The organism is Shewanella sp. NKUCC06_TVS, assembly GCF_019345515.1.
Lineage (GTDB): Bacteria > Pseudomonadota > Gammaproteobacteria > Enterobacterales > Shewanellaceae > Shewanella > Shewanella oncorhynchi.
This window is the reverse complement of the sequence record NZ_JAHKQX010000010.1, coordinates 78,808-93,492: the sequence shown is the minus strand read 5'-3', so window position 1 is coordinate 93,492 and position 14,685 is coordinate 78,808. Positions and strand designations below refer to the sequence as shown.

Annotated in this window: 13 protein-coding genes; 7 read left to right on the top strand and 6 right to left on the bottom strand. The window is 45.0% G+C overall.

The window, feature by feature from the left end; translation table 11 throughout:
* Positions 1-89: 89 nt before the first annotated feature.
* From KO531_RS12705 to KO531_RS12685, 5 genes are all read right to left on the bottom strand, one after another.
* Positions 90-527: a thioesterase domain-containing protein gene (locus KO531_RS12705; protein WP_219251344.1), complete on the bottom strand. Its 438-nt coding sequence runs from the start codon at positions 525-527 to the stop codon at positions 90-92.
* A gap of 78 nt (positions 528-605) precedes the next feature.
* Complete coding sequence (gene dtd / locus KO531_RS12700; protein WP_219251343.1) at positions 606-1,043, bottom strand: D-aminoacyl-tRNA deacylase; 438 nt, start codon at positions 1,041-1,043, stop codon at positions 606-608.
* Between the two features lie 16 nt (positions 1,044-1,059).
* Positions 1,060-1,665 (bottom strand): hypothetical protein, encoded by a 606-nt coding sequence (locus tag KO531_RS12695; protein WP_219251342.1) that lies wholly within the window; start codon positions 1,663-1,665, stop codon positions 1,060-1,062.
* The gene (locus tag KO531_RS12690) at positions 1,662-2,615 is read right to left on the bottom strand and encodes an alpha/beta fold hydrolase (protein ID WP_219251341.1); all 954 of its coding nucleotides are present in this window, start codon (positions 2,613-2,615) and stop codon (positions 1,662-1,664) included. Before KO531_RS12690 ends, KO531_RS12695 begins: the two co-directional genes overlap by 4 nt.
* A gap of 35 nt (positions 2,616-2,650) precedes the next feature.
* Positions 2,651-3,622, bottom strand: a complete 972-nt coding sequence (locus KO531_RS12685) for a virulence factor BrkB family protein (RefSeq protein WP_212600263.1) — start codon at positions 3,620-3,622, stop codon at positions 2,651-2,653.
* A gap of 81 nt (positions 3,623-3,703) precedes the next feature.
* Here KO531_RS12685 and KO531_RS12680 point away from each other — a divergent pair, with 81 nt between their 5' ends.
* The 6 genes from KO531_RS12680 to KO531_RS12655 all read left to right on the top strand — a co-directional run bounded on the left by KO531_RS12680 (position 3,704) and on the right by KO531_RS12655 (position 10,168).
* Positions 3,704-3,925, top strand: coding sequence for a hypothetical protein (locus tag KO531_RS12680; protein ID WP_006079786.1), 222 nt, complete (start codon positions 3,704-3,706; stop codon positions 3,923-3,925).
* Positions 3,926-3,953: 28 nt separating this feature from the next.
* Positions 3,954-4,607 carry a DUF2959 domain-containing protein gene (locus KO531_RS12675; RefSeq protein WP_173497437.1) on the top strand — a complete coding sequence of 218 codons (654 nt, stop codon included), beginning with the start codon at positions 3,954-3,956 and terminating at the stop codon, positions 4,605-4,607.
* 266 nt (positions 4,608-4,873) lie between these two features.
* The gene (locus KO531_RS12670) at positions 4,874-6,088 is read left to right on the top strand and encodes a 4Fe-4S binding protein (protein WP_105251123.1); all 1,215 of its coding nucleotides are present in this window, start codon (positions 4,874-4,876) and stop codon (positions 6,086-6,088) included.
* 264 nt (positions 6,089-6,352) lie between these two features.
* Entirely contained in the window at positions 6,353-6,769 is a 417-nt protein-coding gene (locus tag KO531_RS12665) for a hypothetical protein (RefSeq protein WP_105251122.1), read from the top strand.
* Positions 6,770-7,030: 261 nt separating this feature from the next.
* Positions 7,031-8,947, top strand: a complete 1,917-nt coding sequence (locus tag KO531_RS12660) for an alkaline phosphatase family protein (protein ID WP_251068943.1) — start codon at positions 7,031-7,033, stop codon at positions 8,945-8,947.
* A gap of 195 nt (positions 8,948-9,142) precedes the next feature.
* Positions 9,143-10,168, top strand: coding sequence for a diguanylate cyclase (locus KO531_RS12655; protein WP_219251340.1), 1,026 nt, complete (start codon positions 9,143-9,145; stop codon positions 10,166-10,168).
* Between the two features lie 111 nt (positions 10,169-10,279).
* Here KO531_RS12655 and typA read toward each other — a convergent pair whose 3' ends face one another.
* The gene (gene typA / locus KO531_RS12650) at positions 10,280-12,091 is read right to left on the bottom strand and encodes a translational GTPase TypA (RefSeq protein ID WP_105251119.1); all 1,812 of its coding nucleotides are present in this window, start codon (positions 12,089-12,091) and stop codon (positions 10,280-10,282) included.
* Positions 12,092-13,090: 999 nt separating this feature from the next.
* Between typA and glnA the strand changes: the two genes are divergently transcribed.
* Positions 13,091-14,500: a glutamate--ammonia ligase gene (gene glnA / locus KO531_RS12645; protein WP_113941334.1), complete on the top strand. Its 1,410-nt coding sequence runs from the start codon at positions 13,091-13,093 to the stop codon at positions 14,498-14,500.
* Positions 14,501-14,685 lie beyond the last annotated feature (185 nt).

Here is a 14,685-nt window from a genome sequence, read left to right as displayed (position 1 = left end):
GCGGATAAAATCTGAGATTAGCTTCGATTTTTTAGAAAGGTTATACGTCACCTTCGACGTACAGATACACTAAGTTGTTTTCGACGCATTCATGCTTTCGACGTACTAACATACAGGCCCTCAAAAACCGCACACAGTGCATCCATACAATACAATTGCACTTCCAGCTTCACCTTAACTCTGCGCCCCCTTTGTAACGGGCTGAGATCCACATCTGGCCATTGTACTTTTACCACAGGGTCACAAGTCACAGGAGCAAGATAACGAATATGGGCATCGGCGAGCACAATATCACCCGCCACGCCCACCAACTGTTGATTTAACCAGACTGCCCCCCAGCCTGTTAAGGTCATCAAGGTATAAATGCTGCCCGCAAACATGGTCTGATGCAGATTAATATTGGGCGTCATCGGCGCTGTGACTCGAAATTCTCCCTCGCTGTAATCGAGTGGCACTATCTGCATAAACTCGCTAACGGGGATCGTACTGTGCCAAGTCTGGCGTAATTTAATGAGTAATTGATCCATGTGCATTCCCTTAATACTCCCTTGGTACAAGCGACATTGATTATGCCTAGCACCCCATCACCTAGACCCCTAGATAAACTACACCTGCAGATTAAAGGTCACTGGGCCATCATTGACTAAGGACACTTGCATATCGGCGCCGAACTGTCCGGTTTCTGTATGAACGCCCTTAGCGCGGCAAAATGCGACAAACTCTTCATACAAGCCTAAGGCTTGATCCGGCGTACCCGCCCCTGAAAAACTCGGCCTCAAGCCTCGGCCTGTATCAGCGGCCAAGGTAAATTGTGACACGACTAATAAAGACCCGCCGACTTGTTCTAGATTGAGATTCATCTTGCCATTTTCATCAGAAAAAACGCGATAACTCATGACTTTAGTCGCCAACTTTCCCATCTTCTCGCGGGTATCTTCTTGCTCGACACCGAGCAGAACCAACAAGCCTTTATTGATTTCACCTAAGGTTTGGTTATCAACCACTACACTGGCGCGACTCACTCTTTGAATTAACGCAATCACAACTTTTCCTTTTAGATTAAGGCTTAACGGGAACCATTTGCGGCATTAGCGGGAGCGGGCGGATATATTGCTCTACGCCATCAGGCAAAGATTGTACGACCTGCGCTAAGCCGCCATTAGTCCACAGCATAAAACGACGTAACTCTTCTATTTCAATACGGTCGGCAAAGGTCACTGTACCTTGCACTTGGATCACTGCGCCTTGGTCCAACAACACAAACTTGGCAAAATTAAGCTTCTGATTCAAGGTGCCAATCACGGCAGGCAACTCTTGGCTGGCCTGCAATTGCGGATGCACTGCATAGAAGCGATTCATTAAAATACGGTCAATGCCCGCCGAATTGATACTCGGCTCAAGCAAGAATTGGTTATTGCCAAACTGCACAGCCACTTTAGTCGGCGCAACTTGGGTGGCGAGATAATTTGCATTAATCAGCGCTTGGTACAAGCGATCAGCGGCAGTTTCATTGGTCAACCCACCGAGTTCAACGACTTTGGGCGCGACAGGGGCACTCACGACCGCCTGAGTCGCCACTTGATCAATCGCGCTTGTTTGCGAGGGCGCCGTGGTAGCACAGGCGGTTAATCCGAGTAAAGTGGCACTGATGAGCAATGTTTTCATTGTATTTCCCTTTGATGTATCCACGACCACATAGCATGGATTTCTGCTGTAACCGCCAAAAACAAAGACTCACTATTGAGCATATGTCCGCCATCGACAACAGATTGAATTGTAATAGCATGCTCCAACCCAGCCACAAAATCGCGCAATAGCGCCGCTGGGCAAATCGCATCCTGCATTCCTTGCAATAACACACTACGCGCCTTCACTCTAGGCGTCACGCGCTGTAACACATTCATGGCATTGAAGTAATTATGTCGAGCAAAGTGTAACTCGATATTGGCTAATGCTAATACGGATTCGGGTAACAGCCTTGGTAGCACTAACCTCGCCCCCGCAAGCTGCAACTCCCACTGTACCCAACGCCGCGCAAAATGGTATCGCACATTTTCATCGGCCGATGCCAAACCTAGATGATATGAATCCAGTAATTCAGTCAGCGATAACTGAACCGGAAAAATGTCATTGAAGAGTCGATAAGCAGCAGGTTGCAATTTTGCAGCGCCGTCAGCGCCATAGAGCCAGTCGAGACCTTCTTTGGATGGAATAAATAACGCCCACAGTACCTGTGCAATCACCCGCTCTGGGAATAATCCGCTGTAAATTAAGCCTAATGTGGCCCCAAAAGAGCCACCTGCTAAACACCAACGCTCAATACCCAATGCGAGGCGAATCGCCTCAATATCGCTAATCAAACCAGTGAGATGGTTGTTGGCTAAATCGCCAAAGGGTAAAGATTGTCCAGAACCGCGTTGATCTAAAAGCAAAATCCAATATTGATCGCCATTAAATAAAGCTAAATCACCGATATCACAACCCGCTCCCGGACCGCCGTGCAAATACAGCAGTGGGATACCTTGTGGATTACCGTATTGCGCCAGATGCAATTGCTGACCATTGCCAACGTTAAACCAGTCGCGACGGATAAAAGATGGGAAGGATTCAGGCATTGAGTGTCATCGCCATTAATAATCCTCTAATGGGGTCATTCAGATTTAGCCACCGCCTTGAGTGCCGTCACCTCAGCCGAAGTTAACACCGCAGCGGAATTATCTTGGGAGGCATTTTCTAGGGGCTTAGCATTCAGAGCGGTTTCGTCATCATCTGAGCTCGACTCATAATCTAAATACTCAGGCATAGCGGCGGTAATTTCCGCGCCGAGTAATACTATCATCCACGATAAATACACCCAGACAAAGATAATGGGGATCACGGCTAAAGCACCATAAATCGCTTCATAACTCGGAAACTGAGTGACATACAAAGCAAAGGCTTTTTTACCTAACTCAAACAATATTGCGGCAACAATCGCCCCTAATAGTGCATGTAGAAACTTCACTTTTTGATTAGGCACCACCATATACAACAATAAAAATGCCGCCACAGAGAAAAGCATAGGTAAACGCTCAAGAAACACGGGCACCACACCCGACAACTGACCGTCAAAGACCTTCAGTGACACCACGTAGGAAGTGGCGACCAAACTGGCCCCCACCAATACCGGGCCCAAAGTGATGACCATCCAATACATAGAAAAAGCCACCACCACTGAACGCTTCTCTTTAGTACGCCAAATGTTATTGAGCGATTTATCAATGGCGGAAATTAGCAAAATGGCAACCACGACTAAGGCCGCAATCCCGACCGCAGTCCCCTTAGAGGCATTGGCCACAAACTCATTGATATACACTTGCACAGTATCGCCAGCGGCGGGTAAAAAATTCTGATAAACGAAACCTTCTATCTGTCCACGTATCCCCTTAAATACCGGAAAAGCTGACAGCATAGACATAGTCACCGCCACCATAGGCACGAGTGACAACAGTGTGACATAGGCTAAATGTCCGGCGCGGATATTGATTTGATCTTCAACTAAACGCCGTCTCAAATGCAGCAGGAAGTGCCAGATCCCGAGGAATAAGGCGCGAATTTGTGCCAGTTCTATCTTCTTAGTCACGGGTTTCTCTTGATTCTGTTGGTATAGACTCGTTATCTTCGTACAATAAACACTTAATTTACAAGTCTAAGGAGTGAATTGATGTCTCAACAAGGATCTGCAGGTAACGTTATTTCCGCTATTGCTAGCCTATTTTTTCCTGGGCTAGGCCAATTATTGCAAGGCAGAATAATGGCCGCACTGTTATTTTTCATTATCACAGTGGTGGGTTATGCCCTCTGGTGGCTGATTGTGCCCGCGGTAATAGGTGCTATCTTTCATCTGTGGAGCATTATCGATGCGGCTCGATTTAAAGCCGATTAATTAATTTCATTCAGCGACGGAACACCCAATGAAAAGACTGATAGCTTCAGGGCTGATTGCCACAAGTCTCCTGCTTAGTGGTTGCCAGAGTGCCTACTACGGCGCAATGGAAAAGGTCGGTTACCATAAACGCGATATTATGGTCGACAGAGTTAAAGATGCGAAAAAATCCCAACAGGATGCTCAAAAAGAGTTCAGCTCTGCCCTAGAAGAAATGCAAGCACTGCTCAATTACAGTGATGGCAACTTAGAAAAAGCCTATAGCAGAGCGAAAGATGAATACGAATCGGCTCAAAGTGCCGCCGATAACGTCAGCAACCGCATCAATAAAGTCGAAGATGTAGCCGAAGCCCTGTTCGATGAATGGCAAAATGAAATTAGCGAGATCAGTAAAGCTAATCTACGCCGCAACAGTGAAGCTAAACTCAAAGAAACGCGCCGCGCCTATGAACAATTGATCAAAAGTATGCGCCGTGCCGAGTCGAAAATGCCGCCGATACTCACCGCCATGAAAGACAATATGCTGTATCTCAAGCATAACTTGAACGCCCAAGCCATTGGTGCGATTAAAAGCGAATTTGCGAGTCTGCAAACCGATATTTCTGGCCTGATTAAAGAGATGAACACCTCGATTAACGAATCGAGCAAATTTATCGAAGCACTCGAAAAATCAAAAAATTAATCCAAATGCCCCACTGAACTCCTAAGCCCTAGCAAAATAAATTGCTGGGGCTTTTTATTCTTTGTGTGACCTCGCCCTATGTCCCTGCAAGCCATACTTTATTTGTGCAAGACTAAAACACTTAGCTTTGTGAGCTATGGCGCGCTTTAATTGATTGATAGCGCGAATCTTAGATCTGACGCACAATTTCACTTATTACTCAAAAACTTATCCTCAGTTCACCACTCAGAGCCTGTACTTGTAACTTATTAGCTGTATTCATCACTATGACTTTTATCGAATCACTCACGCTGATGTTGGCACTCATGTATCTCGCCTCCCTCAGCTATTGGAGCGGCCAGAAATGGGGCGCGGTCGCCACACTGTTGCTCAGTATCGGTGCGGTGGCAATGAGTCTTTATTGGCCACTGGCTCTCGGGCTTCTTATTGCACTGCCACTGATGCTACTTGGGCATAAATTTGCGCCTGATGCACTCAAGGGTGAAATTAAAATCAATACCCTTCGTGAAGGGACTCAACATGTTTTAGCGCTATCGCTCTTGCTGGTTGCCATACAATACACAATCAATACCGTACTGCTTAAGCAAGGAATCACACCTTGGCTAATGCGCCCAGACGTAGTCGATGCCTTTTTACCGATTGCGGGTGGCATTGAGCTTAAAGCCATTATCAGCCTCAATTTGTGGGATCAAACCCATCCTGCGGCAGCAGTCATGCTAGCGGCGGTATTACTCACAGGTTTACTCTGCAAGCGGGCATTTTGCGGTTGGGCTTGCCCATTAGGTCTGGCAGGGGAATATCTGTATTCCTTTAGAAAACGCTTTATTAAATCAGAGCTTACACCACCCGCTTGGCTAGATTGGCCACTGCGAATGTTGAAATATCTATTACTCCTAGCACTTTGCTACATAGTCATTGGTATGCCAGCACAATCCATCCCCCATTATCTTGAAGGTAATTATCATAAGATTGCCGACTTGAAGATGGCATTGTTCTTCCTAACACCCAGCCTAATCACGCTACTGGTATTTGCGCTGATCCTCGCTTTAGCTGCATGGCGTCGTCAGGGATTCTGCCGTTACTTGTGTCCCTATGGTGCAATGCTTGGGATCTTAAGCTTTGCGAGCCCATTAAAAATCCGCCGCAATACCCAGCACTGCCTTATCGAAGCAAAAGGGATGAAATGCGACAAGTGTACCCGCGCTTGCCCAGCAAACATCATAGTGCACACTAAAACCACGGTTCGCAGTGACGAGTGCCAAGCCTGCATGCGCTGTGTCGCGGCTTGCCCTAAATCCGCCGCCCTCGGCCTTGGGCTGAAATCAGGCCATAGACTCGGTCATAAGGGATTGCTCGCATTAGTGCTTATCGCATTATTTATCCTACCGCTGGGCGCTTACTTAGCAGGTTTCTGGCATAGCCAAACACCAGACAACATCCGCATGGAATTGATCCAAGTGATTAATAGAATTGGGCACTAGAACACCTAAAATGACACATATGATGGGATCCAATTGCGATGGAATAAAACACTAACGAAATTGAAAAACAGCAGCAGATAAGACTAGAAAACCTCAAAATGGAAACCTTTAGGTACAACTAAAGGTTGACCCACTTAGTAGGAATAATCTGAAAGGATTAAAATAAAATCATATAGAACAGATGCTTAATTGACACGAAATCTAATTACTGGTCTAATTCGCGCGCATTTAATAAAGGAATGTATTAACCAAAGGAATTATTGTGTGAAAAAATCATTATTGATCGCTCTTACTGCTCTGCCATTATTTGCTTATGCTGGCCCATTCGATTCAATCGTTAAATCAGCAACTCAATCTGTCACTGACACAGTGAATGATACGGCAACCAATGCGTTAGACAGCGCAACGAATGAAGCGATTAAAAATACATTCGGCATTAAAGAAGGCTCAACCAAGCAAACAATCACTGAAAAATTAGGTGCGCCTGCTAGTACTTATAATGAAGCGGATCTAGAAGTTTGGGCCTATGATCTTAGTGCGTTAAATGCAGCTTCTCCAATGCTGGCAGAAACCACTAAGACTTTGCTAAAAGATAATGAAGTCGCTCAGAAAAATGTGACTATCAGTTTCAAAGGTGAAAGTGTCAATGCGGTAAAATTGGCAGATAAAGCTAAGTCATAAGCTTGACTGCTCACTCGATAGGGCTCTAAGTCCTATCGAGTATCCCGACGTCCTCGGTCGCACCACAGCGATGATAGGCGTCAGCAATAAAGCCACTGCCAAGTAATACTATCCAGAAAAGACCTCACGTGCCGCCTAGTGACACACTCAGCTAACGCAATCCAGTAACCTCTCATCAGCAACCCCTGCTAAGCAATACCAACAAGCTTTGCCTGATTTTGAACTCGTGACGACTGCTGTGCTATTATGCGCCATTTCTCAATGTCTGATGATCAAATTAATCGTATGAAGTTAAGTCAATTTCGCAGTGTGTTGTTTCTTTATGTCTCAATGTTATTCATTCTCGCCTGTTTCCGCTTAGCCAATTACATTGCGTATCACGATTATTTTGCGGGAAGTATCGATGTCATGACGATACTGTTCACTTCAGTTAGATTTGATCTAATGACAGCAAGCTATGTGCTGCTATTGCCGACCTTACTTATATTAACCCCAGCAAAGGGCCGAATTGCCTCAATGATAAAAGGAACTGGACTGCAACTGGGTCTAGTTATGCTGATGCTATCAACCATCGCACTGATGGGTGATTTCATCTATTTTGGGGTAGTAAACAGACACACATTTAATGATCTGCCTCTACTCATGACAGAGACATCATTTATTATTCCGTTTCTAGTCAAAGATCATCTTGCTCTGACCATATTTAGCTTAGTGTTAGTTATTTCAGCCATCCTTTTTTGGCTAAAAAAATGGCGTACCCTTTTCTATGTCACCAAACCGCATAAATCCTTTCTAGCTCAATGTGGTACATTTTTACTCGCATTACCCTTATTGATCCTGTGCATGCGCGGATTGGACTTACACGGTAAGCCATTAGGGATTATCGATGCCTATGATAGCCAGAATGAGCAGCAAGCTAATTTGATATTAAATGGCATTTACACGGGAGCCAAAGGAACAGCACAGAGCTACCAACGCACAGATTACAAATATTTCAACGCAGAACAGCTTGCAGCCCGTCTGAACAAAACTGAAGATGAAGCGTATCAATATCCATTTCTCAGTCAATTCCCAGAAAATAGCCCCAATGGCCGTAACTTAGTCATTATTTTAGTTGAAGCATTGAGCTACGCCTATGTCGATGGCTTATCCGGATCAGATTATAGAGTCACACCATTTTTAGATGAATTATCTAAAAAAGCCGAAGTATATGACAATTTTTACGCCGTCGGTCAGCGCAGTAATTTAGGGGTTCAAGCCAGCTTATTCGGCCTACCGCCCCTAGAAAGTGTGGGCTATATTGGTGGTGGTCTCGAATTATCACGCCTCACAAAAATCGGTAATATCGCCCAATCACACGGCTACCAAACCCAAATGCTGCAAAGCTCAAAACGCGATTCCATTCGCCTAGATTCCATCGCTAACTATGCGGGTTTTCAGCAATATTTAGGTCGCAGTGATATCCCCATTACCCGCACAGATTATCCCGATCCCGATGGTGCTCAATTTGGTTGGGACTATGAAATGCTAATGAAAACACTCGAACTGGCCAATAAAAGTGACAAACCTTTTATCAGTTTTTCATTTACAGGCACCACCCACATGCCATACGTAGAAACACCGAAGCACTTACAGGTTTATCCGTATGGCCAAGATACATTTACAGATTTTTTGAACACTGTTAGATATACAGATGAAGCTCTTAAAGCATTTTTTACTGAAGCTTCAAAGCAGGACTGGTACGAAAATACGACTTTCATGATTTTAGCAGATCATACCTTGTTCAATACGAAAACGCCGGGCTTAGAAAGTGCATTCCATATTCCGTTATGGATTTACCGTCCAGGGCAAAACATAACCCCTAAACGGCATAAAATACTTGCAAGCCAACTAGATATTTTACCTACAGCTTTTGATTTACTCGGTTTTAATAACGAATTCGCATCTGTTGGACGATCACTTTATAGAGACCGAAAACCCTACAGCATAGTAGTAAAAGGGGACTTACTAGGCGCATTTACTAACTCGGGTTCGTTTTTAATTGCGGGAGATAAAATCATATCAGAGAGTGATAGTGCAGATTTTACTCAAAATGATGCTCCTAAGTATGCAGAACAACTAAAACTTGAATTCCAACTATCCCAACAGGCTGTGTTAAATAATACTTGGGCGAAATAATACATTAGGTGAATGCAAAATAATTTTGTCTCACAAAACATACTGCAGATAATGGCTTACATCACTCTCTGCAGTATTTTTAATATATACGTCATAAAATTGATTACAATCAGGCAACAGCTAGACTTTATCGCAGATAATATTCCTATACGGATATTAGAAAAATGGTTTTATGTTCCCCAACGGAGCTAACCTATGCGACCCGACCGACAGCAATTGATCCATTCGTTATTTGACGAATATATTGAGATGTATGCCTCCCGTGATGACAGGCTAACTCGTCGCTTTAGTGATAACTTTAGCGGCTATGCAGGGAGCAGTGACCAGCTTGTCACCAGCAGGGAAGAATGGGTGCGAATCACTCGTCAAGACTTTGCACAAGTGCCTGAGCGAATCCACATCGAAATGTTAGATCTTTCTTTACAAGATCTTGCCGACAACCTCGTGGTTGTAACTGCCTTTTTCCATATCCACTTACCTATCCCTAATCCTATGCTTTCCCGCGAGACAGCACGGCTAGTGTTGATATTTCACCGAGAAAACAACGACTGGATGATTGTCCACAGTGGCATATCCATCCCCTATGGCTTAGCCCACAAAGGGGAAATTTACCCGATCGCGCGATTAGAGGAACGTAACGTCGAACTTGAATCCATGATCACAGCTCGAACCTGTGAGCTGGCAGAAGCCAATAGGCAACTTGAAATACTCAGCAATACCGACGGTTTAACCAATATCGGCAATCGCCGCCTATTTGACATGATGTTACAAACGGAGTGGAGTCGGGGACAAAGGAGCAATTCCTCACTGGCCCTCATCATGCTCGATATTGACCACTTTAAACAATTTAACGATCACTATGGCCACCTCGCCGGAGACGATTGCCTTAAACAATTAGCGAGTACACTGTCCCAGTCCGGTCGCAGAGCGGGCGAATTAGTCGCTCGCTACGGCGGCGAAGAATTTGTCATTCTATTACCTAATGTCGATAATCAAACCGTACTTGAGACAGCGCAGCATATACATCAGTTGATCCAAGTCATTGCCATTCCGCATGCAAATACCGACCTTGGGATTGTGACAGTGAGCGCAGGCGTCGCCTATCTGCAACCCTCTAACAAACAAAATGCTTTAGAACTCGTTCGCCAAGCGGACGCCGCGCTCTACCGCGCAAAATCCGCTGGCCGCAATTGCATACGGGTGATGGATGAGGACTACTAATACCCATTACTCAATTTATCCCAACAAAAAGCCCCGCACAGTTTCCTATGCAGGGCTTTTTAAACCGATTGACTCACCTTAAGGGCGTGTCACCTGAGTTAACAGGCGGCATTAACCGCGGTTAAAGCGCTTACGATCGTTTTCAGTCAAGTGTCTCTTACGAACACGAATGTTCTTAGGCGTTACTTCAACTAATTCATCATCATCGATGAACTCAAGCGCTTGCTCAAGTGTCATTGTGATTGGCGTAGTCAACACTTGGGCTTCGTCAGTACCAGAAGCACGCATGTTGGTCAGCTGCTTACCTTTCAAACAGTTAACTGTCAGATCGTTTGAGCGAGCGTGAATACCAACCACTTGGCCTTCGTATACTTCAGCGGCGTGGCCGATAAAGAGACGACCGCGATCTTGCAGACCGAACAGTGCGAAGGTCAGAGCCTTACCCGTTGCGTTAGATATCAATACGCCGTTAGCGCGTTGACCGATATCGCCACCTTTGTGCGGACCATAATGGTCGAATGAGTGATAAATTAGACCAGTACCAGAAGTCGCTGTCATAAACTCAGTTTGGAAACCGATTAAACCACGGCTTGGGATGATGAAGTCGATACGTACACGACCTTTACCATCAAGCTGCATGTCTTTCATTTCAGCTTTACGGGTACCTAATTTCTCGATTACTGTGCCTTGATCTTCTTCTTCAACGTCAACAGTCAACGTTTCAAATGGTTCACACAGTTCACCGTCGATAGTTTTCAGAATAACTTCTGGACGTGATACGGCTAACTCGTAACCTTCACGACGCATGTTTTCAATCAAGATTGATAAATGCAATTCACCACGGCCAGATACACGGAAGCGATCTGGACTTTCTGTTTCTTCAACACGCAGTGCCACGTTGTGGACTAATTCTGTTTGCAGACGCTCCAGAATGTTACGTGAAGTCACATACTTACCTTCTTTACCTGCAAAAGGTGAAGTATTAACCTGGAAAGTCATGGTCAGAGTAGGTTCATCAACAGTCAAAGGTGGCATAGCTTCTACTGCACCAACGGCACAGATAGTGTCAGAAATTTTCAGCTCGCCTAAACCAGTGATAGCAACGATGTCGCCAGCGTTAGCAATTTCAACTTCAGTACGGTCTAGACCCATGTAACCTAATACTTGGCCCATTTTACCGTTACGAGTTTTGCCATCAGCGCCAATAATAGTCACTTGTTGGTTCGTTTTAACGCTACCACGCTTGATGCGGCCGATACCTATAACACCCACGTATGAGTTGTAGTCGATTTGCGAAATTTGCATCTGGAACGCGCCTTCGGCGTCAGCATCTGGGAAAGATACTTTTTCAACGATAGTTTGGAACAGCGGCGTCATATCATCGCTCGCTACATCCGGATCTAAAGTTGCAAAACCGTTTAACGCAGAAGCGTAAACGATTGGGAAATCTAGCTGCTCGTCAGTTGCACCTAAGTTATCGAACAGGTCGAATACTTGGTCAATAACCCAATCTGGGCGTGCACCTGGACGGTCAATTTTGTTGATAACAACGATTGGCTTTAGGCCTTGAGCAAACGCTTTCTTCGTTACGAAGCGAGTTTGTGGCATTGGACCGTCAACGGCATCAACTAGCAATAATACTGAGTCAACCATAGACAGAACACGCTCAACCTCACCACCGAAATCGGCGTGGCCTGGGGTATCAACGATGTTAATACGGTAGTCGTTCCACTTGATGGCAGTATTCTTTGCCAGAATCGTGATCCCACGTTCCTTTTCAAGATCGTTGGAGTCCATCACCCGCTCAGTGGCTTCTCCTCGGGTTGCAAGGGTGCCTGACTGTGACAGCAACTTGTCTACCAGGGTCGTTTTGCCATGGTCAACGTGTGCAATAATGGCGATGTTACGTAAATTCTCTAGCACGGATAAACCTCTTACCATCAAACAAAAATAGGGATATTTCAGTAATTCGTTATGGTGATCGAGCTCGATCTACCACAATAAAAAGCGTGCCATTCTACTCCAGAGCGGCCTTGGCGCACAGGATTATTTTTGAACACTTATAAAACAATTCGCCAATCCTTGGGTAATTTCCGCCAATCATCCACTGAATGAAATCCTCTATAGCCAGAGTTAACGCTCTGTTTAATTGCCATATTCGTAGGAAAAATCCGAGTTAAGCAGCTGAATTTGCTATTTTTCGTATTCAATGTTAGCACTGCTAATGTCGATTTAAGCATCAGCAAAATCGACTTAGATACAGAGAAATTACCACGTGAACGCACTGCAATAAATTCTGCGGCACACTTAATCTAACGTTCATGTTGGCGTTTACACCCGATGACATTAAGACTCACTTCATTGTCACGGGATACCTTTTTACGCATCACTGATTTCACTTGGTCTGTGAACAGCAAAGACATTTCGCACATGAGAACGAACTCTTTCCTAATAATATGATAATAAACCACTATTGGATTGATAATGCGTGGCATAGTTGGACAGACTAGCGTGGTTTTATGACAATTATGCGGTGGTAAATAGTCCCGATCGGCGCTGAAAGTATGTGTGAGCTTCACAGAGGCGGTACTTACTGAGACTGTGAAAGCCAAAGCGTTATTGCCATCTCAATGCCATATAAGCGGTGCATGTTATCGCTGTGCATCCCAGCTTAAGGTTTGCATGAATCAATTCAGTGCGCACCAAAATGGAGTAATGCACCAAAATGCCACAGACAAAAGCACCATTATGGTGCACACGCGAATCCAATTAAGTGCAACAAAGATTTTAAATCATGTTAATCAGTAAGTTAAATTATTGGCATGGATATCGCTTTATAGCTCGTAAGTTTGGCTCAAGATAAATCACTTGAGTTAAAAGATTATAGAAGGGGCATCCCTTTACCCTACCGGAGGCTTGAGAATGTCAGTTGAATCAGTTTTAAAGCAACTTGAAGAATTAGAAGTTAAGTTCGTTGATTTACGTTTTACCGACACTAAAGGTAAAGAGCAGCACGTATCTATTCCTTCTCATCAGGTAGATGCTGATTTCTTCGAAGACGGCAAAATGTTTGACGGTTCTTCTATCGCAGGTTGGAAGGGCATTAACGAATCAGACATGGTACTGATGCCAGATCCAACGACATTCGTACTGGATCCTTTCACCGAAGAAACCACAGCGCTGATCCGTTGTGACATTCTTGAACCCGGTACTATGACAGGTTACGACCGTGACCCACGCTCAATTGCTAAAAAAGCAGAAGCTTACCTGATCTCTACTGGTATCGCTGATACTGTATTGATTGGACCAGAACCAGAATTCTTCCTATTTGACGATGTCCGTTTCGGTACTGACATGTCAGGTTGTTTCGTTAAGATCGACGCTAAAGAAGCGGCTTGGAACTCAGGCACTAGCTACGAAGGCGGCAACACAGGTCACCGTCCATTTGTTAAAGGCGGTTACTTCCCAGTTGCACCGGTTGACTCATCACAAGACCTACGTAGCGCTATGTGTTTAGTGTTAGAAGAAATGGGCCAAGTGGTTGAAGCGCATCACCACGAAGTGGCGACTGCAGGTCAAAACGAAATCGCAACTCGCTTCAACACCTTGACGAAGAAAGCGGATGAAATCCAAATTCTGAAGTACGTAGTGCACAACATGGCACACGCTTACGGTAAGACTGCGACTTTCATGCCTAAACCCATCGTTGGTGACAACGGTAGCGGCATGCACGTTCACCAATCTCTGGCGAAAGACGGTGTTAACTTGTTCGCTGGCGACAAATACGCAGGTTTAAGTGAAACGGCTCTGTACTACATAGGTGGTATCATCAAGCACGCTCGCGCGCTGAACGCTTTCACTAACCCAAGCACTAACTCTTACAAGCGTTTAGTGCCACACTTTGAAGCACCTGTTATGTTGGCCTACTCTGCCCGTAACCGCTCTGCATCAATCCGTATTCCAGTGGTACCAAGCCCTAAAGGCCGTCGTATCGAAGCACGTTTCCCAGATCCACATGCAAACCCATACTTAGGTTTCGCAGCGCTGCTGATGGCGGGTCTTGACGGTATCCAAAACAAGATCCACCCAGGTGAAGCGATGGACAAAGATCTGTACGATCTGCCTCCAGAAGAAGCGGCTGAAATCCCACAAGTGGCAACGTCATTAGAAAATGCCCTTGAAAATCTGCAAGCTGACCATGAGTTCCTGACAAAAGGCGGCGTGTTCAGTGAAGATTTCATCCAATCTTATATCGTACTGAAAACAGCAGAAGCTGAGCGCGTAGCACGTACAACTCACCCACTTGAGTTTGAAATGTACTACAGCCTGTAATGGCTAGCGCTATACAACCGGCTCGCTTTATGTAATTGATACAGAAAATATAAAAGCCTCAATAGCAACGCTATCGGGGCTTTTTGTATTTTGAAGGTATATACAACTTTGATTCTGATTCAATCATCGCGTTGTTCTCTAAATAGGCATCATCGCCAACCACTCTTTTATCATTCAGAGAAGGC

Coding starts and splice junctions, on each gene's coding strand:
- KO531_RS12705 (WP_219251344.1), bottom strand. CDS start 527: ATGGATCAATTACTCATTAAATTACGCCAGACTTGGCACAGTACGATC.
- KO531_RS12695 (WP_219251342.1), bottom strand. CDS start 1,665: ATGAAAACATTGCTCATCAGTGCCACTTTACTCGGATTAACCGCCTGT.
- KO531_RS12690 (WP_219251341.1), bottom strand. CDS start 2,615: ATGCCTGAATCCTTCCCATCTTTTATCCGTCGCGACTGGTTTAACGTT.
- KO531_RS12680 (WP_006079786.1), top strand. CDS start 3,704: ATGTCTCAACAAGGATCTGCAGGTAACGTTATTTCCGCTATTGCTAGC.
- KO531_RS12675 (WP_173497437.1), top strand. CDS start 3,954: ATGAAAAGACTGATAGCTTCAGGGCTGATTGCCACAAGTCTCCTGCTT.
- KO531_RS12670 (WP_105251123.1), top strand. CDS start 4,874: ATGACTTTTATCGAATCACTCACGCTGATGTTGGCACTCATGTATCTC.
- KO531_RS12660 (WP_251068943.1), top strand. CDS start 7,031: ATGTCTGATGATCAAATTAATCGTATGAAGTTAAGTCAATTTCGCAGT.
- KO531_RS12655 (WP_219251340.1), top strand. CDS start 9,143: ATGCGACCCGACCGACAGCAATTGATCCATTCGTTATTTGACGAATAT.
- glnA (WP_113941334.1), top strand. CDS start 13,091: ATGTCAGTTGAATCAGTTTTAAAGCAACTTGAAGAATTAGAAGTTAAG.